Annotated in this window: 24 protein-coding genes; 11 read left to right on the top strand and 13 right to left on the bottom strand. The window is 66.8% G+C overall.

Features of this window, described 5'->3' with window-relative positions; all coding sequences use genetic code 11:
* Positions 1–2 precede the first annotated feature (2 nt).
* Complete coding sequence (gene ppc, locus ACZYW1_RS01215; RefSeq protein ID WP_463782593.1) at positions 3–2,795, top strand: phosphoenolpyruvate carboxylase; 2,793 nt, start codon at positions 3–5, stop codon at positions 2,793–2,795.
* 62 nt (positions 2,796–2,857) lie between these two features.
* On the opposite strand, the gene ACZYW1_RS01210 is transcribed toward ppc, so the two are convergent.
* From ACZYW1_RS01210 to ACZYW1_RS01200, 3 genes are read right to left on the bottom strand one after another with little or no spacing between them, the layout of a single operon-like run.
* Positions 2,858–4,138, bottom strand: coding sequence for a cytochrome P450 (locus ACZYW1_RS01210; protein ID WP_463782591.1), 1,281 nt, complete (start codon positions 4,136–4,138; stop codon positions 2,858–2,860).
* 3 nt (positions 4,139–4,141) lie between these two features.
* Entirely contained in the window at positions 4,142–4,540 is a 399-nt protein-coding gene (locus tag ACZYW1_RS01205) for an ATPase (RefSeq protein WP_463782589.1), read from the bottom strand.
* A 43-nt stretch (positions 4,541–4,583) separates the two neighbouring features.
* Positions 4,584–4,859, bottom strand: a complete 276-nt coding sequence (locus ACZYW1_RS01200; RefSeq protein ID WP_463782587.1) for a hypothetical protein — start codon at positions 4,857–4,859, stop codon at positions 4,584–4,586.
* Between the two features lie 469 nt (positions 4,860–5,328).
* On the opposite strand from ACZYW1_RS01200, the gene ACZYW1_RS01195 reads away from it, so the two are divergent.
* Entirely contained in the window at positions 5,329–5,772 is a 444-nt protein-coding gene (locus ACZYW1_RS01195; RefSeq protein ID WP_463782585.1) for a hypothetical protein, read from the top strand.
* On the opposite strand, the gene pgl is transcribed toward ACZYW1_RS01195, so the two are convergent.
* Genes pgl through tkt form a run of 5 tightly spaced genes read right to left on the bottom strand, consistent with a single transcriptional unit; the run spans position 5,769 to position 12,242 of the window.
* Entirely contained in the window at positions 5,769–6,512 is a 744-nt protein-coding gene (pgl, locus tag ACZYW1_RS01190; RefSeq protein ID WP_463782584.1) for a 6-phosphogluconolactonase, read from the bottom strand. The two genes, ACZYW1_RS01195 and pgl, sit on opposite strands and share 4 nt — an antisense overlap.
* Entirely contained in the window at positions 6,509–7,420 is a 912-nt protein-coding gene (opcA, locus tag ACZYW1_RS01185) for a glucose-6-phosphate dehydrogenase assembly protein OpcA (protein ID WP_463782583.1), read from the bottom strand. Before opcA ends, pgl begins: the two co-directional genes overlap by 4 nt.
* Before the next feature lie 49 nt (positions 7,421–7,469).
* On the bottom strand, positions 7,470–9,020 hold the full coding sequence (gene zwf, locus ACZYW1_RS01180; RefSeq protein WP_463782581.1) for a glucose-6-phosphate dehydrogenase: 1,551 nt from the start codon (positions 9,018–9,020) through the stop codon (positions 7,470–7,472).
* Entirely contained in the window at positions 9,017–10,138 is a 1,122-nt protein-coding gene (gene tal, locus ACZYW1_RS01175; protein ID WP_463787625.1) for a transaldolase, read from the bottom strand. The genes zwf and tal overlap by 4 nt, the downstream gene beginning before the upstream one ends.
* A gap of 13 nt (positions 10,139–10,151) precedes the next feature.
* A complete protein-coding gene (gene tkt / locus ACZYW1_RS01170) occupies positions 10,152–12,242 on the bottom strand; it encodes a transketolase (protein ID WP_463782580.1) in 2,091 nt (696 codons plus the stop codon).
* Positions 12,243–12,500: 258 nt separating this feature from the next.
* Here tkt and ACZYW1_RS01165 point away from each other — a divergent pair, with 258 nt between their 5' ends.
* From ACZYW1_RS01165 to ACZYW1_RS01130, 8 genes are all read left to right on the top strand, one after another.
* Positions 12,501–13,421 carry a heme o synthase gene (locus ACZYW1_RS01165; protein WP_463782578.1) on the top strand — a complete coding sequence of 307 codons (921 nt, stop codon included), beginning with the start codon at positions 12,501–12,503 and terminating at the stop codon, positions 13,419–13,421.
* A 134-nt stretch (positions 13,422–13,555) separates the two neighbouring features.
* Positions 13,556–15,079 carry a PPE domain-containing protein gene (locus ACZYW1_RS01160; protein WP_463782576.1) on the top strand — a complete coding sequence of 508 codons (1,524 nt, stop codon included), beginning with the start codon at positions 13,556–13,558 and terminating at the stop codon, positions 15,077–15,079.
* A 113-nt stretch (positions 15,080–15,192) separates the two neighbouring features.
* Positions 15,193–16,398 carry a JmjC domain-containing protein gene (locus ACZYW1_RS01155; protein ID WP_463782575.1) on the top strand — a complete coding sequence of 402 codons (1,206 nt, stop codon included), beginning with the start codon at positions 15,193–15,195 and terminating at the stop codon, positions 16,396–16,398.
* Positions 16,398–17,354, top strand: a complete 957-nt coding sequence (locus ACZYW1_RS01150) for a hypothetical protein (RefSeq protein WP_463782571.1) — start codon at positions 16,398–16,400, stop codon at positions 17,352–17,354. Before ACZYW1_RS01155 ends, ACZYW1_RS01150 begins: the two co-directional genes overlap by 1 nt.
* Before the next feature lie 117 nt (positions 17,355–17,471).
* Positions 17,472–17,777: a PE family protein gene (locus ACZYW1_RS01145; protein WP_463782568.1), complete on the top strand. Its 306-nt coding sequence runs from the start codon at positions 17,472–17,474 to the stop codon at positions 17,775–17,777.
* A gap of 2 nt (positions 17,778–17,779) precedes the next feature.
* Positions 17,780–19,417 (top strand): PPE domain-containing protein, encoded by a 1,638-nt coding sequence (locus tag ACZYW1_RS01140; protein WP_463787624.1) that lies wholly within the window; start codon positions 17,780–17,782, stop codon positions 19,415–19,417.
* Between the two features lie 47 nt (positions 19,418–19,464).
* A complete protein-coding gene (locus ACZYW1_RS01135) occupies positions 19,465–19,758 on the top strand; it encodes a type VII secretion protein EsxS (protein ID WP_463782566.1) in 294 nt (97 codons plus the stop codon).
* Positions 19,759–19,795: 37 nt separating this feature from the next.
* Entirely contained in the window at positions 19,796–20,086 is a 291-nt protein-coding gene (locus ACZYW1_RS01130) for a WXG100 family type VII secretion target (RefSeq protein WP_463782564.1), read from the top strand.
* Positions 20,087–20,092: 6 nt separating this feature from the next.
* On the opposite strand, the gene ACZYW1_RS01125 is transcribed toward ACZYW1_RS01130, so the two are convergent.
* Positions 20,093–21,073, bottom strand: coding sequence for a quinone oxidoreductase family protein (locus ACZYW1_RS01125; protein WP_463782562.1), 981 nt, complete (start codon positions 21,071–21,073; stop codon positions 20,093–20,095).
* A 31-nt stretch (positions 21,074–21,104) separates the two neighbouring features.
* Between ACZYW1_RS01125 and ACZYW1_RS01120 the strand changes: the two genes are divergently transcribed.
* The gene (locus ACZYW1_RS01120) at positions 21,105–21,779 is read left to right on the top strand and encodes a hypothetical protein (RefSeq protein WP_463787623.1); all 675 of its coding nucleotides are present in this window, start codon (positions 21,105–21,107) and stop codon (positions 21,777–21,779) included.
* Here ACZYW1_RS01120 and ACZYW1_RS01115 read toward each other — a convergent pair.
* The 4 genes from ACZYW1_RS01115 to mptB are packed head-to-tail and all read right to left on the bottom strand — an operon-like array spanning position 21,729 to position 26,215.
* Complete coding sequence (locus tag ACZYW1_RS01115) at positions 21,729–22,691, bottom strand: COX15/CtaA family protein (RefSeq protein ID WP_463782561.1); 963 nt, start codon at positions 22,689–22,691, stop codon at positions 21,729–21,731. The genes ACZYW1_RS01120 and ACZYW1_RS01115 overlap by 51 nt on opposite strands.
* Before the next feature lie 47 nt (positions 22,692–22,738).
* Complete coding sequence (locus ACZYW1_RS01110; RefSeq protein ID WP_463782560.1) at positions 22,739–23,515, bottom strand: ABC transporter permease; 777 nt, start codon at positions 23,513–23,515, stop codon at positions 22,739–22,741.
* Between the two features lie 52 nt (positions 23,516–23,567).
* A complete protein-coding gene (locus ACZYW1_RS01105; protein WP_463782558.1) occupies positions 23,568–24,512 on the bottom strand; it encodes an ABC transporter ATP-binding protein in 945 nt (314 codons plus the stop codon).
* Complete coding sequence (mptB, locus tag ACZYW1_RS01100) at positions 24,509–26,215, bottom strand: polyprenol phosphomannose-dependent alpha 1,6 mannosyltransferase MptB (protein ID WP_463782555.1); 1,707 nt, start codon at positions 26,213–26,215, stop codon at positions 24,509–24,511. The genes ACZYW1_RS01105 and mptB overlap by 4 nt, the downstream gene beginning before the upstream one ends.
* Positions 26,216–26,309: the final 94 nt, after the last annotated feature.

Genomic DNA, 26,309 nt, shown 5'->3' with positions numbered 1-26,309 from the left:
GCATGGCTGACGCACCTGACTCGCTAGAGCCCTTCGGTGCGGTTCAACGCACCCAGATCGGTCGCGACGCGACCGAGCCGATGCGGGAGGACATTCGCCTGCTCGGGTCCATCCTCGGCGACACAGTTCGCGAGCAGAACGGCGATGACGTCTTCGACCTGGTCGAGCGGGCCCGTGTTGCGTCGTTCCGGGTGCGGCGGTCGGAGATCGAGCGCGCCGAGGTCGCGGAGATGTTCGACGGCATCAACATTCGGCAGGCTCTCCCGGTGATCCGGGCATTCAGTCACTTCGCCCTGCTGGCCAACGTCGCCGAGGACATCCACCGCGAACGCCGTCGTGCCATCCACGTCGCCGACGGTAAGCCGCCGCAGGACAGCAGCCTGGCCGCCACGTATGTGAAACTCGATGCGGCGGAACTCGATACCGCGACCGTCGCCGAGGCTCTGACCGGGGCGCTGGTGTCACCGGTGATCACCGCACATCCCACCGAAACCCGCCGCCGCACGGTATTCGACACCCAGCACCGCATCACCCAGTTGATGCGACTGCACGCCCAGGGCCGCACCGACACCGACGACGGCGGCGACGTCGAGACCGAACTGCGCCGCCAGGTGTTGATGCTCTGGCAGACGGCGTTGGTGCGGTTGTCGCGACTGCAGATCTCCGACGAGATCGCGGTCGGGTTGCGGTATTACCAGGCAGCGTTTTTCGATGTCGTGCCGAAGGTCAATGCGGGAGTCCGCGACGCGCTGCGCAGTCGCTGGCCCGACGCCGACCTGTTGCCCGAACCGATCGTGCGGCCCGGATCCTGGATCGGCGGCGACCGTGACGGCAACCCCAACGTCACCGCCGACGTGGTGCGTCTGGCCACCGGCAGCGCGGCCTACACAGCACTGAACCACTACTTCGCCGAGCTGAGCGCGCTGGAACAGGAGCTGTCGATGTCGGCGCGCCTGGTGGCCGTCACAGACAACCTGACCGCGTTGGCCGAGCAGTGCGAAGAGCCGGCCCGCGGCGACGAGCCCTACCGCCGCGCGTTGCGCGTCATTCACGCCCGGCTCACCGCCACCGCCGGGCGGATCCTGGACCAGGAGCCGGACAATCTGCTCGACCTCGGCTTGGAGCCGTACACGTCGCCGGGGGAGATGCTGGCCGATCTGGACACCGTCGACGCTTCGCTGCGGGCGCACGGCAGCAGGCTGCTCGCTGACGACCGGCTGGCACGGTTGCGAGAAGCATTGCACGTCTTCGGTTTTCACCTTTCGGGCTTGGACATGCGGCAGAACTCCGATGTGCACGAAGAGGTGGTGGCCGAGCTGCTGGCGTGGGCCGGCGTGCACCCCGACTACGCGTCGCTGAGCGAAGACGAACGCGTCAACATCTTGGCCGAGGAGCTGAGCACCCGCCGCCCGTTGATCGGCGACCGAACGCAGCTGTCGGACCTGGCTCGCAAGGAACTCTCCATCGTCTCGGCCGCCGCGAATGCGATCGAGGCTTACGGTCCGTCCGCGGTGCCCAACTACATCATCTCGATGTGTCGTTCCGTCTCCGACCTGCTCGAAGCGGGACTCCTGCTGAAGGAGTGCGGACTTCTCGACGCCTCGGAGGACCAGCCGCACTGTCCGGTGGGTATCGTCCCGCTTTTCGAGACGATCGACGACCTGCAGCGCGGCGCATCGATTCTCGAAGCGGCACTTGACCTTCCGGTGTATCAACGCATCGTCAAGAGTCGTGACTACAGCCAAGAGGTGATGCTTGGCTACTCCGACTCGAACAAGGACGGCGGCTACCTCACTGCGAACTGGGCGCTGTACCGGGCCGAGCTCGATCTTGTTGAATCGGCCCGCAAGACCGGCATCCGGTTGCGGCTCTTCCACGGTCGCGGCGGAACCGTAGGCCGTGGCGGGGGGCCGAGCTATCAGGCCATCCTCGCGCAGCCGCCAGGTGCCGTGAACGGCGCGCTGCGGCTGACCGAGCAGGGTGAGGTGATCGCCGCCAAGTACGCCGAGCCGATGATGGCACAGCGCAATCTGGAGACGCTGCTGGCCGCCACCTTGGAATCCACCCTGCTCGACGTCGAAGGTCTCGGCGATGCCGCCGGGCCGGCCTACGAGATCCTCGACGAGCTCGCCGACCGCGCGCAGCGTGCCTACTCCGAGTTGGTCCATGAGACAGACGGTTTCGTGGACTACTTCCTGCAATCCACTCCGGTCAGCGAGATCGGTTCGCTCAACGTCGGCAGCCGGCCCACGTCGCGCAAGCAGACGTCGTCCATCTCCGACCTACGCGCAATCCCCTGGGTGATGGCCTGGAGCCAGTCGAGGGTCATGCTGCCGGGCTGGTACGGCACCGGTACCGCGATCGAGGAATGGCTTGCCGGCGACGAGGGGCGGCTGGAGACGCTGCGTGAGCTTTACGAGCGCTGGCCGTTCTTCCAGACCGTGCTGTCGAACATGGCGCAGGTGCTCGCCAAGACCGACCTGGGACTGGCCGCGCGTTACGCGGAACTCGTCGACGACGAATCGCTACGCCGGCGCGTGTTCGACATGATCGCGGCCGAGCATCAGCGAAGTATCAACGCGCACAAGCTGATCACCGGCCAGGACAACCTGCTCGCCGACAACGCCTCGCTGGCCCGCTCGGTGTTCAACCGCTTTCCGTACCTGGAGCCGCTCAATCATCTGCAGGTCGAGCTACTGCGGCGATACCGCTCCGGCGAGGACGACGAGCTGGTTCAGCGCGGGATTCTGCTGACGATGAACGGCCTGGCCAGCGCGTTACGCAACAGCGGCTAGAGCAGCAACCGCCACGGCGCGGCGGGCGCCCTACCTGAAGTTGCCGATTCAGCGGTGACGCGTCACACCTCGGCGTAGCTGATCATGCACGGCTCATCGGCCCGCGCCACGCCGCCGATCTGGGCCGGGACTGGTCGCGGGTGAGTGCTCCACTGCGGCGTCATTCGGTAGCGGCCGAACAACCGCGTCATCGTGGCTGTCATGGCCGAGAGCGAAAAGGGTTGCGCCGGACACGAATGCCGGCCGTGCCCGAACGCCGTCACCATCATCGGGGACGGTAGCGCCTTCTCGTCGGTCAGGCGATGCCTTGTCCAGCGGTCCGGGTCCCAGTGCTCGAGTCCCGGCGCGACCGAGGCGTTGAGTAGCGGCAGCAGTGTCGCGATCGTCCAGCCGGGCGGCACATCGTAACTCACCTCGCCGGTGTCGAGAGTGACCGGCGACAGCACGCTGCGCGACATGATCGACCGCTGAGCCAGCCGGGTCGACTCCAGCGCGCACCGCTGCGCGAGATCCGCGTTGCCGCCGCCGACCAGAGCCAGTTGCTGTGGATGTTCGAGCAGATCCACCAGCGCCCACCCCAGCGCGGCGGCCAGATTCGACATCGATGCGATGTGGATCAGCGCCACGTCGAGTGCGATACCGCGAATTCGCTTGTCGCCCTTCTCGGTACGCCACTCGTCGACAACGCGGCCGAACAACCCGTCATCACCGCGGTGGCGGTCTACGGCGGGTGTGATGATCTCGACGACCTCGTCGAGGGCCGCACGCTCGGCTCGTTTCCCGGACGCGGCGACCGCCGCCATCGCGTCAGGGTGGACGAAAGCGTCCGATCCGTCCAGGGTGTCGAACGCCCGTACCAGCTGCTCGAAGGCGTCGCCGCGGGCCGACCCGGAACCCGCCCAGGAAGCCAGCCCCATCCGGTGGCCCAGTCGACGGGTCATGGCGAAGACGTCCGTGGAACCCGACGAGCCCAGTTCGTCGACCGTCGCATCCAGCGCCCGCTCCAGGTTGGCCAGGTAACCGGCGACGTCGTCGCGGCGAAACAGCGTCCCGGGCAGCACGCGGCGGCCTTCGAAGATTTCGTCCGGCAGCTTGCGACGCAGCATCAAGTAGTCCGCCACACCCTTGCTGGCTTTCTCCTCGGGCAGTCCGTAGAACGAATCGACGCCGGTGGGGGAGAAGGTGAACAGGTACTGATCGTCACCGCTGCGCACCGCGAACGTGTCGCCGTGCTCTTCGCGGGCCGCCGCGATCGCCGCGACGGCATCGGCGAGGGAGACGTCCCACGGTAACCCGGTGCCCGCGGCGAACGGCGGTTCGGGAACCGGTCGGAAATCCGTCACGCTCTAGCGGCCACCGCGATTGCGTAAAGCATTGAACGCGTTGCGGAATGCGTGCTCGGTGACCGACAGCGGTGACATCACCGTCTCACCGACGCCGACCATGTAGTCGATGCGTTCGACGATCGCCTCGACGGGCGCGACCAGCGTCACCAGCCGCTTCATCAAGTCGTCGATCCGGCCCAGAGTGGCCTCGAAGTGGTCGAGCCCGTCGTCCAGGCGGTCCACGGCGTTGTTCAAATTCGACAGCGAGGTGTTCAAGTCGCCCAACGTGTCGCCCAGGCCGCCCAGCACGTCTTCGAGCTGGTTGACGGTGACGTCGGCGTTCATCGCCGCCTGGGTGAGCGTCTTGATCCGCTGCCGCGCTGGGCGTTCACCGGCGCTTTTATCTGCCATGGCGCTCATTATGGCGGGCGGGGCGACTTAGGGGAGTGGGTCGGGCCGATCGTCAACCCTTGACGGTCTGGCTGACCTGACCGATCGAGGTCTGCTTGCCGTCATAGTTGACGGTGCACGTCACCACGGCGTTGTAGCTGGTGCCCAGTGGTGGCCACAACATGTCGGTGATCGAACCCTTGCCGTGGGCGGCGATGTCGAGGCTCCTGTCGACCTCTTGCGGTCCGAATCCGCCGCTTTTGGTGGCGGTGTAGCTGCATTTGGCAGGCAGGCCGGAGTTGTTGGAGATCGCCACGTTCGCATTCAGACCATTCCGTGAGATGTTCATGGCAAGGCCGTGGGGTGGAACGCATTGCTGCCCAGCCGTAACGGTGTCAGTTATCGACCCAATCGGGCACTTCGTCGGAGCTGCTGCCGCTACGCCGCACGTCGAGCCCGGCGGCAGCAGTTTTCCGGCGTCCGGTCCGCCACTGCACCTCACGGGCAGCTGACCTGATGGCGGCGCCGCAGCCGCCGGGGCGGGCGGGTTGTAGGTGTAGTTGGACCAAGCGCCGCAATCATCCGAAGCAGGGGAGTGCTTGCGGCAGCCCTGGATTTGGACGAGCTGCGGCCCTTTGAGGGGACCGTGAAGAGTGAAGGTCGCGGCGCTATTGCATCCCTTACTGAGCTCGGTTTGCGCGTAGCCCGGTGCCCCGAGGTGAATGACGTCACCCGCCTCATCGGCCTTCACGCGCGGGCAGCCGGAGACGTTGCATATGGCGTCCTGACCGTTGGGAGTGCACGTGATGCTGTAGCCATTGGGCAACGAATCGGCGACCGCGGTGGGCATCGCGATTCGGATGCCGAAAAGACACGCCGTGGCGGCCACCAATGCAGACAGCAACGCTGCTCGTATCTTCACTGTTTGTCTCCCGGCATTTTCTCAGCGCATTTCCGACGAATCGACGAACGCACTTCTCAATGTCCGGGAAGCCTATGTCTGTTCAGAGGGTGGCTTAAATAAGGGATTTTCCTACATTTTCGGATTGGAATGCTGCACCCGAGATTGCCCGCGACAAGGTCTATCAGGGAACCGCGAGCGACAATTCGGAGTCCAAGTCAACGTGCAACAGCGAATCTGCCATTCCAGCCCGTGCCCGGCATTTGCTCTGCTTTCGGCAGGCGACGACACGGCCGAAGTGCTGCGAGACGAATATATGCAGGGCTACGCCGATGCGCAGAGCGAGCGGTGGTGGGACTAAGCGGGCAGCTCGCTTGCGGCGTCTTCGTCCAGGAACCACACGGTGTGTTCGGTGCCGACGGCGCCGGCAGCCGGGATCGACACCGGCTCTGCACCACCGACCGCGGCAGCGACGGCCTCGGCTTTCTCGGCGCCCGACACCAGCAGCCAGACCTCACGTGAGCGCTGAATTGCAGGCAGTGTCAGTGTGATTCGCAGCGGTGGCGGCTTCGGGGAGTCTTCGACGTCGACCACCAACCGGGTGGTCTCGCGCACGGCCGGAGTGTCGGGAAACAGCGAATTGATGTGGCCTTCGGGCCCGACGCCGAGCAGGTGGATGTCGAAGTTCGGCGCGGGATCGCCAGGCTCGGCGTTGGCGGCGAGGATCTGCTCGTAGGCCAGGGCGGCCGCGGCCAGGTCGTCGCCGAACTCACCGTCGGCGGCCGGCATCGCATGGATGTTGCGCGCGGGGATGTCGACCTGATCCAGCAGCGCCTCGCGGGCCTGCTTGTCGTTGCGCTCGTCGTCGTCCTCGGCGACGTAGCGGTCGTCACCCCAGAAGAGATGAACCTTGGCCCAGTCGATCCGTTGCGAATGCTCGGCCAGGAAGCTCATCAGCTTGTTCCCGTTTCCGCCGCCGGTGAGCACGAGCAGCGCTTTGCCACGTGCGGCGATCGCGGCGTCGACGACACCGATCAATCGCTCGCCCGCAGCGGCCACCAGTGCGTCGCTGTCGGCGAATGTGTTCACAGAGATGCTCATACGTACTCCACCCGGTCGATACCTTCGAGCGCCGCGCAGTAGATCGTGTCGGCATCCAACCGCCGTAGATCTTCGGCAAGGCACTCGGGGACATTTCGTCGCTGCAGCGGGACCAGCGCGTCCGGCTTGCCCGTCCGGCTCAGCGTCGCGGTCACGCCTTGTTGCGGTCGCCGCAGCACCACGGTCTCGGAGGGCCGCTCGAGTACGACCTTGAGTTCGCCCGTCACCCGACGCACCGGCCCTTCGATGCGGCTGGCAAGCCATCCCGCGAGGATGTCCAGTGCCGGTTCGGTTGCGAGACCGGACACCACGGCCGAGGTGATCGGCTCGTGTGGGGGCTGGTCGATCGCCGAGGCAAGGAGCGCACGCCAATAGGTGATGCGGCTCCACGCCAGGTCGGTGTCACCGGCGGTATACCCAGGCAGTCTGCTCTTGATCGCCGACAGCGGATCGGCGCCGTTGGTCGCGTCGGTGATACGGCGAATAGCCAACTGCCCCAACGGATCTTGCGCCGGAACGGCAGGTGCGATGTCGGGCCACCAGGCCACCACCGGAATGTCGGGCAACAGAAAAGGAACGACCACGCTGCTGTTGTGCCCGGCCAGCGGCCCCGACAGTCGCAGCACCACCACTTCGCCGACGGCATCCTCGCCACCGACCCTCAGCTCGGCGTCCAGCCGGGCATCGGCGGAATCGGGGTCACCGGTCATCACCACGATGACTCGACTGGGATGCTCGTGGCTGGCCACGTTGGCGGCCGTAATCGATTCCTCCAGAAGCGCATCGGTATCCGGGGCGATCACCAGCGTCAGCACCCGGCTCAGCGTGATCGCGCCGGTCTTCTCACGAAGTCCGTTGAGCTTTTTGTTGATTTCGGTGGTGCTGGTGTCGGGAAGATCCACTCTCACAAGCGCCGCTCCTCCTCATCGCTGAGCTCTGCATCGTCGCCGCCGGCCGTCACGGTCGTCGCCATTCCCGGCCGCTGCGCCGGAGCATCTCGAAGGCGGACGCCGGACCCCAGGTGCCAGCCTCATACGGGTCTGGTTTGCCGTGCTCAGCCCAATGGTCGAGGGCGGGATCGAGGATCTTCCAAGCCAATTCGACCTCAGCGTTCACCGGGAACAGCGAGGGCTCGCCGAGCAGCACATCCAGGATCAACCGCTCGTAGGCCTCGGGGGAGTCCTCGGCGAACGCGGAGCCGTAGGAGAAGTCCATATTGACGTCGCGTACCGCCATCTCGCTCGGCACCTTCGAGCCGAACCGCAACGTGACGCCTTCGTCTGGCTGAACCCGGATCACCAAGGCGTTGGCACCCAACTCGTCGGTCATCGTCGCGTCGAACGGAAGATGCGGTGCCTTCTTGAACACCAGCGCGATCTCGGTCACCCTGCGACCCAGGCGCTTTCCGGTGCGCAGATAGAAGGGCACACCAGCCCAGCGTCGGGTGTCGACCTCTAAAGTGATGGCGGCAAAGGTCTCGGTGGTCGAATCCCGGGAGAAACCTTCCTCGTCCAGCAGCCCGACCACGTGCTCGCCACCTTGCCAGCCGGCGGCATACTGGCCGCGAGAGGTGTTCTGCTCCAACGGTTCCGCCAACTGAACGGCGGAAAGCACCTTGATCTTCTCGGTCTGCAACTCGGCGGGGTCGAAGCTGACCGGCTCTTCCATCGCGGTCAGCGCCAGCAGCTGCATCAGATGGTTCTGGATGACGTCGCGGGCGGCGCCGATTCCGTCGTAGTAGCCGCCGCGGCCGCCCAGGCCGATGTCTTCGGCCATGGTGATCTGGACGTGGTCCACGTAGTGCGCATTCCAGATCGGGTCGAAAAGCTGGTTCGCGAAGCGCAGCGCAAGAATGTTCTGGACCGTCTCTTTGCCCAGGTAGTGGTCGATCCGGAAGACTGCTTCTTCGGGAAACACGCCGTTGACCACAGCGTTGAGCTCGCGGGCGCTGTCCAGATCGTGACCGAACGGCTTCTCGATGACGACGCGGCTCCAGCTGTTCGGTTGCGCTTTGGCCAGTCCCGCCTGGGCCAGTTGCTCGCATACGGTCGGGAAGCTCTTCGGCGGGATCGCGTAGTAGAACGCATGATTACCGCCGATACCCCGTTCGGCGTCGAGCTTGTCCAAGGTCTCCGCCAACCGGCTGAAGGCGGCTTCGTCGTCGAAAGTGCCTCGCACGAACCGACACCCTTCGGCCAGTCGATCCCAAATGGCCTGGCGGAAAGGAGTACGGGCATGGTCTTTGACCGACTGCAGGACCTCCTCGGCGAAGGCCTCGTGGTCCCAATCGCGGCGCGCGAATCCCACCAGTGCGAAGTTCGGCGCCAGCAGTCCGCGGTTGGCCAGGTCGTAGATGGCCGGAACCACTTTCTTGCGGGCCAAGTCGCCCGTCACGCCGAAAATGACTACCGCGCAAGGGGGCGCGATCCGGGGCAGGCGCTTATCGCACTTGTCCCGCAACGGGTTTTGCCAATGCCCGGAGCCGGCCCGGTCGCCGGCGCGACTCATTTGTCAGAGGATTCGAGCTGCTTCTGAGTCTCCTCCAGCAGCTCACTCCAGGACTCCTCGAACTTCTCTACGCCTTCGTTTTCCAGAACCAGGAACACGTCGGTCAGGTCGATGCCGATTCCGTCGAGCTTGTCGAACACTTCCTGGGCGGCCGCTGCCGTCCCGGTGACAGTGTCCCCGGACACTTCGCCGTGGTCGGCGACCGCGTCAATCGTCTTCTCCGGCATGGTGTTCACCGTGTTCGGCGCGACCAGTTCGGTGACGTAGAGCGTGTCGGAATAGTCGGGGTTCTTCACGCCGGTCGATGCCCACAGGGGCCGCTGGACGCGGGCCCCGTCGGCTTCGAGTGCCGCGAAGCGGTCGCCGCCGACGAAGTACTCCTGGTAGGCCGCGTAGGCCAGTCGGGCGTTGGCCACGGCGGCCTTACCGCGGAGCTCCAAGGCCTCCGGGGACCCGATCTTCTCCAGGCGCTTGTCGATCTCGGTGTCCACCCGGGAGACGAAGAACGAAGCGACTGAATGAATCTTGGACAGGTCGTGCCCGGCCTCTTTGGCCTTTTCCAGCCCCTCCAGATACGCATCGATGACGGCCCGGTGACGCTCGACCGAGAAAATCAGAGTCACGTTGACCGAAATACCCTCGGCCAGTGTCGCGGTGATGGCGGGAAGGCCCTTCTCGGTCGCTGGGATCTTGATGAACAGATTGGGCCGGTCGACGATTTTCCACAGCTCGATGGCTTGCTTGGCGGTCTTGTCGGCATCGTGCGCCAGTCGGGGATCGACCTCGATTGAAACCCGGCCATCGACACCGTCGGAGGCCTCCCACTGCGGGGTCAACACGTCGCAGGCGTTGCGGACATCGTCTGTGGTGACCGTGCGGATGGTGGCATCCACGTCCGCGCCACGTTCAGCCAACTCGGCGATCTGGCCATCGTAGGAATCGCCGTCGGCCAACGCCTTCTGGAAGATCGACGGGTTGGTGGTGACCCCTACGACGCTCTTGGTGTCGATCAACTCCTGCAGGTTGCCGGACTGCAACCGCTGGCGGGACAGGTCGTCCAGCCAGACCGATACGCCCGCGGAGCTCAAAGCGGCGAGGTTGGGGTTCTGCGTCATCAGACTTTCCCTTCGCTTAGTTGTCTATGGTTCGTTCGGCGGCGTCGACAACGGCTTCCGCTGTGAAGCCGAATTCGCGAAACAGGGTCTTGTAGTCGGCGGATTCCCCGTAGTGCTCCAGCGAAACAATCTCGCCGGTGTCGCCGACCAGCTTGTGCCAACTCTGCGCGACGCCGGCCTCGACCGCGACCCGGGCCGACACCGAAGGCGGCAGCACACTGTTGCGGTATTCCTCGGACTGCGACTCGAACCACTCGACGCACGGCATCGAGATCACCCGCGCCGCAATGTCCTTCTCCGCCAACAGCTTCTGCGCCTCGACAGCCAGCTGGACCTCGGATCCGGTGGCGATCAACACCACGTCGGGCGCGTCGCCACCGGCATCGCCGAGGATGTATCCGCCCTTCTCCACACCCTCGAAATTCGTGCCTTCGAGGATCGGCACGCCCTGGCGGGTCAGGATCAGTCCGACCGGTCCGCTGCCGTTACCGCGGGCCAGCACCGACCGCCACGCGTACGCCGTCTCGTTCGCGTCCGCGGGGCGCACCACCGACAGATGTGGAATCGCGCGCAGCGCCGCGAGATGCTCGATGGGCTGGTGGGTCGGACCGTCCTCACCGAGGCCGATCGAATCGTGCGTCCACACGTAGATCGTGTCGATGTCCATCAGTGCGGCCAATCGGACCGCCGGACGCATGTAATCGGAGAACTGCAGGAATGTGCCGCCGTAGGCACGGGTCGGTCCATGCAGCACGATGCCGGACAGGATCGCACCCATGGCGTGCTCGCGAATGCCGAAGTGCAGTGTGCGGCCGTACCAGTCCGCGGTGTAGTCCTTCGTCGAAATCGACGGTGGGCCAAAGGACTTCACGTCGTCCATGGTGGTGTTGTTGCTGCCGGCCAAGTCGGCCGAGCCGCCCCACAGTTCAGGAAGCTTCGGGCCGACCGCATTCAGCACCTTGCCCGAGGCCGCGCGGGTGGCGAGGTCCTTGTCGCCGGGCTCCCAGTGCGGGATGTCGGAGTCCCAGCCGTCAGGCAATTCTTCGGCGGTCAGCCGATCCAGCAGCTTCTTGCGCTCCGGCTCCCGTTCGGCCCACGCTTCGAAGGCGACGTTCCAGTTGTCGTGAGCTTCTTTGCCGCGGTGTACCAACTCGCGGGTGTGCTCGATGACCTCGTCGCGGACCTCGAATGTCTTCTCCGGGTCGAAGCCGAGGATCTCCTTGACCGCCGCGATCTCTTCGTCACCGAGTGCGGCGCCGTGCGCCTTGCCGGTGTTCATCAACTTCGGGGCGGGGTAGCCGATGATGGTTCGCAGCGAGATGAACGACGGCTTGTCGGTGACCGCCTTGGCCTTCGCGATGGCCTCTTCGATGTCGACGACGTTCTCGCCACCCTCGATGCGTTGGACGTGCCAGCCGTAGGACTCGTAGCGGGCGGCGGTGTCCTCGGACAGCGCGATGTTGGTGTCGTCTTCGATCGAGATCTCGTTGTGGTCGTAGAACACGATCAGATTGCCCAGCTGCTGCACCCCGGCCAGCGACGACGCCTCCGAGGTCACGCCTTCTTCCATGTCGCCGTCCGAGGCGATCACGTAGATGTAGTGGTCGAACGGGCTGGTGCCCTCGGGGGCGTCCGGGTCGAACAGCCCGCGCTCGTAGCGCGCGGCCATCGCGAAGCCGACGGCCGAGGCCAGACCCTGGCCGAGCGGCCCGGTGGTGATTTCGACGCCGTCGGTGTGCCGGAACTCCGGGTGCCCGGGGGTCTTGGATCCCCACGTACGGAGCGCCTCGATGTCGGACAGCTCCAGCCCGAACCCACCCAGATACAGCTGGATGTACAGCGTCAGGCTGCTGTGCCCGCAGGACAGCACGAACCGGTCGCGGCCCAGCCAGTGGACGTCGCTCGGGTCGTGCCGCATCGTGCGCTGGAACAGGGTGTACGCCAGGGGAGCAAGGCTCATCGCGGTACCGGGATGGCCGTTACCCACCTTCTGCACCGCGTCGGCGGCCAGTACCCGGACGGTGTCGACCGCAGCCGAATCGAGTTCGGTCCAGTCGTCGGGGTGATGCGATTCGGTCAGGGACGAAATGTCTTCGAGTGTGGTCACGAACTGAGGTCCTCGGGGTCGGCAGTCGGCAGATTGATACTCGGCACAAGGTTCCCCATTACCCTAGTGCCGTAACGTTGCGGGCGCGTCAAAGCCCGATGCACTTCTCGACTATTAATGCGCCGTCAACAGTGCGTTGCGCCGCGACGTCTGCCGATTGGCTGCAAATGGCTACTGCGGTGCATGCTGAGCAAGTCGGCCCGTCTACCATCGTGCGTAGTAGAAGCTGCGCGCTGCTGTGATCCGAGGAGTCCTTGCGTGAGCATTCGCGAGCGCGTTGCGCCGAGCCGAGTCAGCACCGTGGTGCTGGCTTATTTGGCGCTCACCAAGCCGCGAGTCATCGAGCTGTTGCTGGTCACCGCGATTCCAGCCATGCTGCTCGCGCACCGCGGCAGCGTCCAGCCGTTGCTAATCTTCAACACGCTCGTCGGTGGGATGCTGGCTGCCGGCGGGGCCAACACGTTGAACTGTGTGGCCGACGCGGACATCGACAAGATGATGAAGCGCACCGCACGACGTCCGCTGGCCCGGGCCGCGGTGCCGAGGGCGCACGCGCTGGTGTTCGGCCTGGTGCTCAGTGCGGCGTCCTTCGCCTGGCTCTGGTGGACGACCAATTTGCTGTCGGGTCTGCTCGCGATGGGCACGATCGCGTTCTACGTCTTCATCTACACGTTGCTACTGAAGCGACGGACGTCGCAGAACGTGGTGTGGGGCGGCGCGGCGGGCTGCATGCCGGTGATGATCGCCTGGTCGGCGGTCACCGGGACGATCGCGTGGCCGGCGCTGGTCATGTTCGCCATCATCTTCTTCTGGACGCCGCCGCACACCTGGGCGCTGGCGATGCGTTACAAGGAGGACTACCAGGCGGCGGGCGTTCCGATGCTGCCCGCGGTCGCGACGGAACGTCAGGTCACCAAGCAGATCCTGGTGTACACGTGGCTGACCGTGATCGCGACGCTGGGGCTCGCGCTGGCCGCCGGCTGGTTGTACACAGCGGTGGCCGTCGTGGCGGGTGTGTGGTTCCTGACGATGGCCCACCAGCTGTACGCCGGCGTACGCCGCGGCGAGCCGGTCAAACCGCTGCGGCTGTTCTTACAGTCGAACAATTATCTCGCCGTCGTCTTCTGCGCGCTGGCGCTCGACTCGGCGCTGGCGCTTCCGACGCTGCTGCGGGTCTGACGCTCAGCGCGAGGTCCCGGACCTGCGAATACCCCATACCCCGACGGGGTCTTGCGACTACGACGCGTCGTAGTTTTCAATGCCCTCGTGACCTCATCGCAGGCGGACTGCACGCATAGTTTCGGTAGCGCGTCGTGACGGCGCCGATCTGGATGGCCCTGCCCCCCGAAGTGCATTCGACGTTGCTGTCCAGCGGACCTGGTCCGGGCTCACTGCTGACCGCCGCCGGGGCCTGGTCGGCGTTGAGCACGGAGTACGCCGAGACCGCCGACGAACTGACCACGGTGCTCGCGGGGGTGCAGTCGGGCGCGTGGCAGGGGCCCAGCGCTGAGCAGTACGTTGCCGCGCACGCTCCCTATCTGGCGTGGTTGACGCAGGCCAGCGCCGACAGCGCCGCCGCCGCCACGCAGCACGAGACCGCCGCCGCGGCCTACACCGGCGCGCTGGCGGCTATGCCGACCCTGCCGGAGCTGGCCACCAACCACGTCGTCCACGGGGTGCTGACGGCGACGAACTTCTTCGGCATCAACACGATTCCGATCGCGGTGAACGAGGCCGACTACGTACGCATGTGGGTGCAGGCCGCCACCACGATGAGCGCTTACCAAGCCGTCGCCGGAGCCGCTCTGGCCGCGGTGCCGCCGAGCGAGCCCGCGCCGCCGATTCTGACCTCCGGCGGCGAAAGCGGTTCCGCGACAACGCAAGCTGTCGCGGCACCGCAACAGGCCGCGGCCGCGGCTGCCGCGGACACCGCCTGGCAGGATCAGCTGGCGCAGCTGATCAGCAACTTCACCCAGCAAGTGACCTGGCCGCTCGGCAAATTGCTCTACCCGGACGGCTGGCCCATCGACGCGGTGTCGTTCGCCTCCGGGCTCAGCTCAGCACTGCAACAGATCCCCGGTATGACGCCGGCCCTCGCCGGTGCGCTCGGGTGGGGCGTCTTTCACGCCTCGGTGTTGTTCTACCCGTTACTGCAAGCGGCACCGCTGTTGCTGGCGGTCGCGGTTCCGGCGACCGCCCTGGCCGGATTCGGTGGGCTGGCCGGGCTCGCGGGTCTGGCCGCAATCCCGAACCCGCCGGTCGCGCCGATCGCCGACATGGCGCCCGCGCCGATCACTTCCACGCCGGCCAGTCCGATGCCGTCGGGGTCGTCGGCCGGCTCGATCGGCACCAGCGGCGGTCATGCTCCGGCGGCGTCGAGCGCTCCCGCGCCCAGCACGATCAGTGCTTCCGGTGGTACGCCTCCAGGCCCGGGGCCGGGCTTCTCGCCCCCTTACGCGGTGGGTGGCGCTTCGCTGGCGTCAGCGCTCAGCGCGAAGGCCAAGACTCAGCAGCCGACGTCGCAGGGTGGCTCCAAAGCACCCGCGGCTGCGGCTGCCGTAGCCGCCGGCGCCAAGGACAAGACCCGGGGGCGACGACGCCAACGTGCGCGGCTGGTCTCGCACGCCCACGAATTCATGGACATGAATGTCGACGTGACACCGGACTGGAGTGGGCGCTCGGAGGTCTCCGATTCCGGCGCGGGTCCGCTGGGATTCTCCGGAACGTCGGCCAGGGGGAGTGAGAAGGCCGGCGGCCTCGCGACGCTGACCGAGGATGCGTTCGGCGGTGGTCCGAGGATGCCCATGTTGCCCAACACCTGGTCCTCGGAGGACTGACAGGCCCAGCCCCAATGCGCCGCACTCGCGGTGCCGCCGCGGCGCGGCAGGTACGCTCTCGCACTTATGGAGTTGGCTAGCGGGCGGGACGAGCCCGCACGTCGAACAGGCTGATGCAGCAACGCTTTACGGGCGTTGAGGCCGAGCCGTCGTTGGCGTGGCTGCTTCGCCCGCTCGACGTCGACGATTTTCTCGGCGAGAAGTGGGGCGCTGTTCACCATCACGTGAGCGGGCGCGGGCCCGGTTACCTGGACAGCCTGCTCGAAGGCGCGGTCTCGGTCGACGACGCGTTGGCCTTGTTTCGACCGCACCTGTCTCTGGTCAGCCTGGTCCGCCAGAATGAACGAAAAGACCAGTACCTCTACCGGCTCGGCGACGGCGGGTTCGACGTGGCGGCGATCGGCCGGGACTTCGCCGACGGCTTCACCATTGTCCTGGACAGTGTTCAGCGGTACGCCCGCGCGATCGGTGTGCTGGCGCAGTCCATCGAAGCCGAGCTGAATTTCGCGACTCAGGTCAACGCCTACTTCACTCCGCCACAGTCGCAGGGCTTCGTCGCCCATTACGACGACCACGACGCGCTGGTCGTGCAACTCCAGGGATCCAAGATCTGGCACCTCTACGACGGGGTAGATGTTGCGCCGCACGAGATGTGGCGTCACCAGCCGGTTGTGGCCGCTGAGCTGCCCGACCCGGTCGACGTCCGATTGGAGACCGGCGATGTGCTGTACGTGCCCCGCGGGCGCGTGCATGCCGCCGAATCCACATCGGAGCTCTCAGTGCACCTGACGATCGGCCTGCATGCGCCCACGCTTTTCGTGCTCGCCACCCGAATGCTGAACGCACTGAACAACTTCGACGACCGTATCCATGCGCAGCTCCCGCCGCGATTTCTGTCCGACCCGGACGTGCGCTCGGGACTCGGGGACCTCGCACGCGAGATCGCCGACTGTATCGGACAGCCGGGAGCCGTTGCGGCCGGGCTGGATTCGCTAGAGGGCGACCTCGTCAAGCGAGGGCAGTGCGCGCCGCTGGGAGCCGGCATCTCCGACGCTGTCGCGATCGACGATCGGACCCCGGTGGTGAAAAACCAGCCGCTGTATGCGCGCGTGATCGCGAAACCCGGTGGCGTCACCTTGCAATTCGCCCAGTCCGAGGTGAGCGCCGACCCCGACCACGAGGCCGCCCTTCGATTCCTGGCGAAAAGCACTGTGCCGTTTCGCGTTGACGAGCTTCCGGGGCTCTCGCCGGCGCAACGAGTCGAACTTGCTCGAAGGCTGATCATGCAGGGCTTTCTGATCCGGCTGCCGGACCATTGATGGAGATCGCTGACCTTGCTCGCTGGACACCGGTCAGGATCGATCTGTCCGGCCGCACTCCGATCGTCGACTGGGCAGATCTCTCGGCCGAGCGCTTCTCGGATCCGTTCTTCGACCAGAGTGTCGCCCGCTGGGCCACCGGACCGCGAGCGCAGCCGCTGGTCCGAACGGGACTTGATGCGCTCCTTGCCCTCGACGGCGAGCCCTCACTTGAACCGTCGGGCATCGTCTTTCACGTCTCGCGCTGCGGGTCGACTCTGGTGTCACGACTGCTTGCCGCCTGTCCCGGCGTCGTCGTCGTCGCCGAACCGTCGCCGCTGAACGCACTGCTCGGCCTCGATCCCCGGAGCGTGGACGGCGCCACATTGGTCCGGGTGGTCCGGCTTCTGGTGCGCGCACTGGGCCGACGGCGCCACGACGACGAACGGCAGTTGGTGCTCAAATGCACCAGTTGGAACATCCTGCGACAGGAGATTCTGACCGCGGCCTTCCCGGACACCCCGTGGGTCTGGGTTCAGCGCGACCCCGCCGAGGTGATCGCGTCGCTGCTGTCCGCGCCGCCGGACTGGCTCGGTGGCGAGGCGCCGTCGCGGACCGCCGCGCACTTCGGTATCGATCCGGCGGCGGCGTCGACCATGACGCGAGCCGAGTTCGCGGCACGGGCGTTGGGCGCGATGCTGCATTCAGCCGGTGTCGGCGCCGCTCGGCGGGTCTGCGTCGACTATGCCGATCTGCCGGCGGCGGTGTGGCAACAGGTGGCGCCGCACTTCGGCATTCAGATCGACGCCAACGTCATCGAGCGCATGACGGAGCAATCCAAGCTTTACTCGAAAACCACTGATGGACAGCTCTTCACGCCCGACGTCGCGGAGCAGAGACCGATGACCGACGAGATCCGGGAAGCGGCCGCGCGATTCGCCTCGCCCGGCTATCGCCACCTGGCGTCCCGCACCTGACCTCTCCGGTGCTGACCGACGAGTCGCTCGGCCGAATTCTTTGAGTTTCCAATCCCCCTTCTGTGTGCTACAACTGTTAATGAAAATCATGTTCATCATTGCTTCCCGGGGGGATTCATGACACTGCGCGTCGTACCAGAAGGTCTTATGGCTGCGAGCGCACGTATCGAAGCCCTGACAGCGCGGCTGGCGTCGGCGCAGGCTTCTTCGGCGCCGCTGATCACCGCCGTGCTGCCGGCGGCTGCAGACCCGGTGTCGCTGCAGACCGCGGCCGGCTTCAGCCTGCGTGGCGGACAGCATGCGGCGATGGCCGCACAGGGGGCGGAGGAGCTCGGCCGTTCCGGTGTCGGAGTCGCCGAGTCGGGTGCTGCGTACACCGCGGGCGATGCCGCCGCGGCCGCGTCTTACGGCGCCTGGGGCTGATGGTGACGGCGCCCATCTACATGGCAGCGCCGCCCGAGGTGCACTCCACGCTGTTGAGCAGCGGCCCCGGGCCCAGTTCACTGCTCGAGGCGGCCGGCGCATGGAATGCCCTGAGTGCCGAATACGCCTCGGTGGCAGACGAACTCAGCTCGGTTCTGGCCGAGGTGCAGGCGGGAGCCTGGGAGGGGCCGAGCGCGGAGGAGTTTGCGGCGGCATACCTGCCGTACCTGGCGTGGCTGCTCAAGGCTGGCGTCGACAGCGCCGCGGCGGCCTCCCAGCACGAGACCGCGGCCGCGGCATACACGGCCGCATTGGCGGCCATGCCGACCGTGCCCGAGTTGGCCACCAACCACGTCGTGCATGGTGTGCTGCAGGCAACGAACTTCTTTGGAATCAATACGATTCCGATCGCGGTGAACGAGGCCGACTATGCACGGATGTGGGTGCAGGCTGCCACCACCATGACCGCATATCAGGCTGTCGCCGACACCGCAGTCGCAGCGACGCCGGCCACCGATGCCGCGCCGCCGATCGTGAAATCGAACGCCGCGCAGCCGGCCGACAGCGGCGACGACGGCGGCGACAACCCGCTGGGTCTCCCGGACTGGCTGCGCCAGTTCTTGAATCAGTTCGGCATCGGCGACGGCCCGTTGGCGCACGACCCGATGATCAACAACGCATTCGATCAGGCACTGGCACAGTATCTGCAGAACTTCGGGATCAACTGGAGCCCGGGCGAGGGCACGGTGAACGGATTTGAGTACGACTATTACTCCGATGCGAGCCAGCCCATTTTCTACGTTGTGCGAGCGCTCGAACTGACCGAGGATGTTCAGCAGTTCGGAACGCTGTTACAGACCAATCCCATTGCGGCATTTCAATATTTGATCAGTTTCGAACTGTTTGACTTCCCTACGCATATTTTGGAAGTCGTGTCGACGCTGTCCTCGAACCCAGCGGTGTTTGCCTTGGCGGTTCCGGCGCTCGCGCCGCTCGCCGGAGCGGGCGCCGGCCTGGCAGGGCTGGCCGCATTGCCGCCGCCGGTAATACCGGTGCTGCCCGTTGAATCTGTCGTGCCGCCCGCGGTGTTCCCGATAACCGCGCCTGCGCCGGCTGTCCTGGCGTCGTCGGTGGCACCCACCGCCCCGGCTCCGACGCCCACACCGGCCGGGGCCGGCGCTCCGGCCGCACCGCCACCGCCGTCCGCTCCGGCGCCGCCGGCAGCCGGTCCGGGTTTCACGCCGCCGTACATCGTGGGCGGTCCGACGATCGGTGGATGGATGAGCGTCAAGGCCAAGACGCAGGAGCCGACGTCACGCGGCGCGTCGAAGGCACCCGAGGCCGCCGCAGCCGCCGTCGCTGCCGCGGCCAAGAAGCCGACCCGTCGCCGCCGTCGCGCCGGCCAACGAGACCAGGCCGACGAATTCGCCGACATGAACGTCGGAGTCGACCCCGAGTGGATCGCACCGGCAGCGGCATCGGATCGCGGTGCCGGGCCACTGGGATTCTCCGGCACAGTCTCGAAGAGCGGTGAACGGGCCGCCGGATTGGCTACGCTTACCGATGATGGTTTCGGAAGCGGGCCCACGATGCCGATGCTGCCCAACACGTGGTCGCACGGCGAAGCTGGTGACAGCTGAATGTACTTGCGTGGCAACGGTAATCGGGTGAGGAAGGGATTTCAGGGATGAGTTTGTTGGATGCTCACATTCCGCAGTTGGTGGCGTCGCAGTCGGCGTTTGGTGCCAAGACGGGTTTGATGCGGTCGACGATCGGTCAGGCCGAGCAGGAGGCGATGGCCTCGCAGGCGTTTCACGCCGGTGATTCGGCGGCGGCGTTTCAGGCTGCGCATGCCCGGTTTGTGGCGGCGGCGGCGAAGGTGAATTCGCTGCTGGATATCGCTCAGGCGAACCTCGGTGATGCGGCGGGTACCTATGTGGCCGCCGACAGTGCCGGCGCGAGCAGCTACCCGGGCTTCTGAGGCCGGCTCCTACTAGAGGGTTTTGAAAGGGTTTGTGATGTCGCAGATCATGTACAACTATCCGGCGATGCTGGCGCATTCGGCGGACATGGCCGGTTATGCGGGCACGATTCAGGGTTTGGGTGCTGACATCTCTGCTGAGCAGGCTGCGTTGCAGTCGGCGTGGCAGGGTGACACCGGGCTGAGTTATCAGGCGTGGCAGGCGCAGTGGAATCAGGCGCTGGAGCAGTTGGTGTTGTCGTATCGGGCGATGGCGAGCACGCACGAGAACAACACCACCTCGATGCTGGCCCGCGACTCCGCCGAAGGCGCCAAGTGGGGCGGCTGACCACCGCTACGGCGTGAGCACGATCGATCCGATGGTTTGACGGCCCTGTAGGTCGCGATGCGCCTGGGCGGCGTCGGCCAACGGGTAGACGTGGCTGACCGCGACCTCCAAAGATCCGTCGGCGATCGCGGTGAACAATTCGTCTGAGCGCCAAGCGAATTCCTCACCGGTGCGGGTGAAGTGCACCAAACCGGGCCGGGTCAGGTACACCGAGCCGGCGGCGTTGAGTCGCTGCGGGTCGACGGGCGGCACCGCCCCGCTCGATGCGCCGAACAGCGCCAGGGTTCCGCGCACGGCGAGGCTGGCCAGGCTGGCGTCGAAGGTGCTCGCCCCGACCCCGTCGTACACCACGGGGACGCCGGCCCCGTCGGTCAGATCCCGGATGCGGCTTGCGAATTCAGCCGGATCATCGCCCGGATAGTCCAACACCTCCGCCGCGCCGGCGCCACGCGAACGCTCGGCCTTCTCCGGCGTCGACACCGTGGTGATCACCCGGGCGCCGCGGTGCGCCAGCCACTGGGTCAGGATCAGGCCGACACCGCCCGCGCCGGCATGCACCAGCACCGTGTCGCCCGCCTGCACGGCGTACACCGACGTGATCAGGTAATGCGTCGTCAGCCCCTTCAGCAGAGCGGCAGCGGCAACGTCCGAACCGATCCCGACGGGCACGCGGGCGGCGAATCGTGCTGGCGCAGTGCTGTATTCGGCGTACGAGCCGGAGGATGCGACGGCGGTCACCACGCGGTCGCCCACGGTGTGTTCGGTCACGCCGTCGCCGACGGCGGCCACCGTCCCGGCGACCTCGTTACCCAGGACGAACGGCAGCTCGCGCGGGTAGGTTCCAGAACGGAAATAGGTGTCGATGTAGTTCACGCCGATCGCCTCGGCCTGGATCAACACCTCACCCGGCCGCGGGGCAGGTTCCGGGCGCTCGACGTAGGACAGGACTTCGGGACCGCCGTTCTCGGCGACTTCGATTGCGTGCATGGTGACTATCATCCGCAAGCATGGAGACCGCATGAAGTTGGCCCGTCCTGACATTCGTCATCCGCGGATCGTGCTGGCCGGTTCGCAGGACGGTGACGACGGTGGACTGGTGGCAGCTCTGCGTACGCGCGGCCTGCACGCGCACTGGCTGGCCTGGGACGACCCGCGCACGCTGGACGCCGACCTGGTGATCCTGCGCGACGGCAGCGATCACGCCGAGTTTTTGGCGTGGACCCGGCGCGTGCGCAACCTGCTCAACGCTCCTGATGTGGTCGCGTGGAACACCGGTCGGCGCCACCTGCGCGACCTCGGCCGCGCGGGAGTGCCCGTGCTGCGGGGCCGTCGGCCCTCGGCCGCCGCGATTCGCACCGCGCTGGTGTACCTGGGCGGGATCGAATCCCACGCCTTCGTCGAGACGTCGCCGGTCGACGCCGACTTCGAGCTGTGGGACCTCGGGCGGGCCGCCCTGCAGGCCGCCGCCGCCCACCTGAACATCGGTGTCGAGGAGTTGCTCTACGCCCGCGCTGAGGTGGTTTCGGATGCCGGCGACGCTGAGCTGGCAGAGCTGAATCTCGTTGCGCCGTCGCTGGGTTGGCAGTTGCTCGACAACGAGGCCCGCGACGACGCGCAACGCCGCTTCGCCCAGTGCGTCGAGTCAGCCGTCGACCGGCTGGGCCTGGGTCCGCTCTCGCATCGAGGCCCATAGCGCTGCGGTAGCTGCCGTGCAGATCGCGGCTCCGGCGACGTGCACCGCGACCAGCGCCGCAGGAACGCCGGTGAAGAACTGAACCGTCCCCACCGCGGCCTGACCGAACACCGCCGCCAGCAGCACCGCCAGTCGGGTCAGCACCGGCCGGGGCGCGCGCACCGCCAGCAGTCCGAATCCGAGACCGACCAGCAGCGCCAGATACCCGATCAGCAGCGACGAATGCGCGTGCACCAGGGTAAGGATCTCGATGCGCAGCCGCGGCACAGTCCGGTTCGGACTGGTGTCGCCGGCGTGTGGGCCCGCGGCGGTGACCAGCGTGCCGGCGACCAGCACCGCGGCCAGGGTCAGCGCGCTGAGCGCGGTCAGCATCCGCAGCGGCCTGGCGACCCGTGCGTCGGCCACCCCGTCGTCGGGTTGGCCGACCTTGACGTAAAGCTGCACCGCCAGCCAGACCATCGTCATTGACGTCAGCAGGTGAATGGCCACCGTCCACCACAACAGTCCGGTGCGCACCGTGATGCCGCCGATCACCGCCTGCAGCACCGTCGACGCCGGCATCAGCCAGGCGTAGACCAGCACCTCGCGCCGGCGATGAGCACGGATGACCGCGAGCACTGCCAGCGCCGCGGTGAGCACCACGGCGAACGTGATGAGGCGATTGCCGAATTCGACGGCCTGGTGGATCCGGGGGACCTCGGAATGGGCCACCGGAACGAAACTTCCCGGGAAGCACTGCGGCCAGGTCGGGCAACCCAGGCCCGACGCGGTGACGCGGACGATCGCCCCGGTGACGGCGATGCCGCCCTGGGTCACGATCACCAACGCCGCGATCGTCCGCTGCGCGCGCAGGCTGGGGCGGGAAAGCCGCTGCAAGGATTGCCCGACAGGCATCGCCCGATCGTAGGCCAACGACAACTACGTCCCGTAGTAGGGCTGGTCTGAAAGCGACGACGTGCTCAGGTGAAGCGGAACCAGCGCAGCGCCGCCAGCCCGGCGAGCGTGCCCCACACGAGGAGAACGAGCAGCCCGAACCAGTCGACCGACAGACTCATCGCTCGCGACAACGACTCGGTCAGCGCACCCGCCGGGGTGAGCCGCGCCGCCCATTTGACCGCCGATCCGACCATGCCGAATTCGACGGTCAACGCGCCGAGTCCGGCGAAGACGAACCACAACAGGTTGGCGATCGCCAGCACGATCTCGGCACGCAGCGTCCCACCGAGCAGCAGTCCGAGTGCGGCGAACACGGCGGTGCCCAGTGCAATGACCGCCGCACCCAGCGCCAGGCCTGCCGGATGTGGCCGCCAGCTGAGCGCAAAGCCGATGGCGCCCAGGATGATCGACTGTAGGAACACGACCGTCACCACCGCGGCCGACTTGCCGGCGATGATGCCCCACACCGGCAGCGCCGTCGCCCCCAGCCGTTTCAGGGCGCCGTAGCGACGGTCGAACGCAACCGCGATGGCCTGACCGGTGAACGCGGTCGAGATCACCGCCAGCGCCATGATCACCGGTGTGAAGGTGGCGGCGCGGTGGTCACCGAAGGATCCGAGCGGCAGCAGCGTCAAACCGATCAGCAGCGTGATGGGGATGAACATGGTCAGCAGCAACTGTTCGCCGTTGCGCAACAACAGTTTCAGTTCCAAGCCGAACTGCGCGGCCAGCATCTTGGGCACCGGGGCGGGCTGCGGGTTGGGCGTGAAAGTCCCAACGGCGAAATGGCTCTGGCTCATTTGCGCCGCTCCTCAGCATCGCGTGCGCTCTGCATCGTCGTCACCGCGTCATTCATGAGCGCAACTCCCGACCGGTCAGCTCCAAGAACACGTCTTCGAGGCTGCGCTGCTCCACCCGCAGATCGGTGGCGAGCACGTTGATCTGGGCGCACCACGCGGTGACCGTGGCCAGCACCTGCGGGTCCACCGCGCCTTCGACCAGATACTCGCCGGGTGTCGGCTCCGACGCCTGGTAGTCCTCGGGCAGGGCCGACGTCAGCAGCGACAGCTCCAGTCGCGGGGGAGCGCTGAACCGGAGCTGTCCCTTCGCGCCGCTGCGGGTCAACTCCGCCGGTGTTCCGGACGCGACCGTCACCCCGTGGTCGATGATCACCAGCCGGTCGGCGAGTTCTTCGGCTTCCTTGAGCTGATGGGTGGTCAGCACGACGGTCACGCCGTCGCGGCGTAACGCATCGATCAACTCCCACACCAGGATTCGAGCCTGGGCATCCATGCCAGCGGTCGGTTCGTCGAGGAAGACCAGCTCCGGCCGGCCGACCAGCGCGCAGGCCAGCGCCAGCCGCTGCTGCTGCCCCCCGGACAGCCGCCGATAGGTGGTGCGGGCTGCCTCGGTCAACCCCAGCGTGTCCAGCAGCCACTGCGGGTCGAGCGGGTCCGCGGCGTAGGACGCCACCAGGTTCAGCATCTCGCCGGCCCGCGCCGCGGGATAACCGCCGCCGCCCTGCAGCATCACGCCGATGCGCGGCCGCAGTCGGGCGTTGTCCGCGACCGGATCCAGCCCCAGCACCTCGATGGTGCCTTCGTCCGGGCGGACGAAGCCCTCGCACATCTCGACGGTCGTGGTCTTGCCGGCGCCGTTGGGGCCGAGTAACGCCAGCACCTCCGCGGTGTGCACCTCGAGGTCGAGCTGCGACACGGCGGTAACGGCGTCTGCGCCCGAGCCGTAGTGCTTACACACCCCGCGCAACCGCACCGGGGTATCAGATGCTGGGCTCACGACGATTGAGCGTAAGCGTCGGGCAGGGGATCGGGCTGCGCGGCCTGGTCAGGCGGTGCCGGGTCGTCAGGCGCGGCCGCGGCAGTGAGTTCCTCGGCGATCAGCGGACGCCAGGGCAGCCGGTCGTAGGTGATGGCGATCAGCAACAGCACCAGGATCGTGCTGGCCACCGTCGCGTCGACGATCTGGAACAGCGCGAACCGGTCGCCGTTGGCGGTCGGACCGAAGATGCCGACGACGATCGTGACAATGATCACCGCGAGCCGGAATCCCGGGCGGGTGGCCCACGCCGCCAGCGGGATGATCGCCCACAGCAGATACCAGGGCTGCACCACGGGGAACAGCAGAACCGTGCCACCGAGCGCGACACCGAGCCCACCGACCGGGTGAAGGCGGCCCCGCAGCACCGCCAGCAGCAGCCAAGCGACCATCACGGCGATGATCATCACGCCGATGCCACGGGTGAGCGACAGCACGGCGGTGGTGTGATCGCCCAGGCCCAGCAGGATGCCGACCTGCCCGGTGCCCAGCGCGATCAGCGTCGGCGGAGACATCCAGCTGCGCACCACATTGGCGGTGCCCAGGGTGAAGATCCAGCCGAAGCCCAACCGGCTGGCTGAGCCGACCGCCGCCATCACCACCAGCGACAGCCCTGCCATCAGGGTGCCGGTCACCAGGAACGCCTTCAGTCCGCCGCCGTAACGCTGGGCCAGCGCCATCGTGACAAAGCCCAGCGCCAGCAGTGAGGGCAGCTTGATCTGCGACGACAGCGCGATCAGCACGGCTCCGCTGAGCAGCATGAGCAGGGGAGTCCAGTCCGCCCGCTCACCGCTGGCCCGTGGCCACGGTCGTGGCCACAGCGGCCTGGTGGAGTCGACGCCGCGCAGCGCGAACTCGGTGCCGGCCAGCATCAGTCCCAGCATCGGCGCCTCGTTGTGGATGCCCGCGACCAGATGCATGATCAGCAACGGGTTGGCGGCACCCAGCCACAGCGCGCTGACCTCGGCGACGCCGCAGCGACGCGCCAGCCGGGGGGTCGCCCACACGATCAGGCCCACCCCGAGCAGGACCACCAGCCGGTGACACAGCACAGCGGCGACGATGTTCTCGCCGGTCAGCGCTGAAATGCCGCGGCCCACCCACAGAAACAGCGGCCCGTACGGAGCCGGCGTCTCCCGCCACAGGCTCGGCACCGAAAGGGTGAACACGTGACCCAGGCCCAGTCCGGTCGCCGGGCCCACCCGGTACGGGTCGAGGCCCAGCCAGCAGATCCGGCTTTGCGCCAGGTAGGAGTAGACGTCCTTGCTGAACATCGGGGGAGCGAGCAGCAGCGGCAGTACCCATAGCAGCAGGGTCCGGTCCAGGTCGCCGCGCGACATCCGCCGCTTACCCAGGGCGAACCGTCCCAGCATCAGCCAGGCCAGGGCCATCATCACCGCGCCGGTGGTGGTCATCGTCAACGACACCGTCTGAATCCGCGACGGCAGGTTGAGCAACCGGACCCCGAAGGTGGGATCCTGGACCACGGGGCGGGCTCCTGCGCCGAGCGCTCCGATGGCCATCAGCACCGTGCCGGTGGCGCCGAAAACCCGGGTGCGACGGAGGGCCCGTTCCTCGGCCTCGTTCAGTGGCTGGCCCACCGCGAGCTCGTCGCCGTGCAGGCTGGCGATCGACGAACTCAGCGAGTGGTGGCGGTCTGCCATCACAGCAGCGTAACCGCCGCCCCGGCAGGGCCGAACTGGTCAGGTGTGACCAGCGCAACCATGGCAGAGGGTAACCTTGCTAGACCCGTCCCCG

The organism is Mycobacterium sp. IDUB_36 (genome assembly GCF_055419225.1).
The sequence above is the reverse complement of the archived record's forward strand: the minus strand, read 5'-3'. Positions and strand labels throughout refer to the sequence as shown.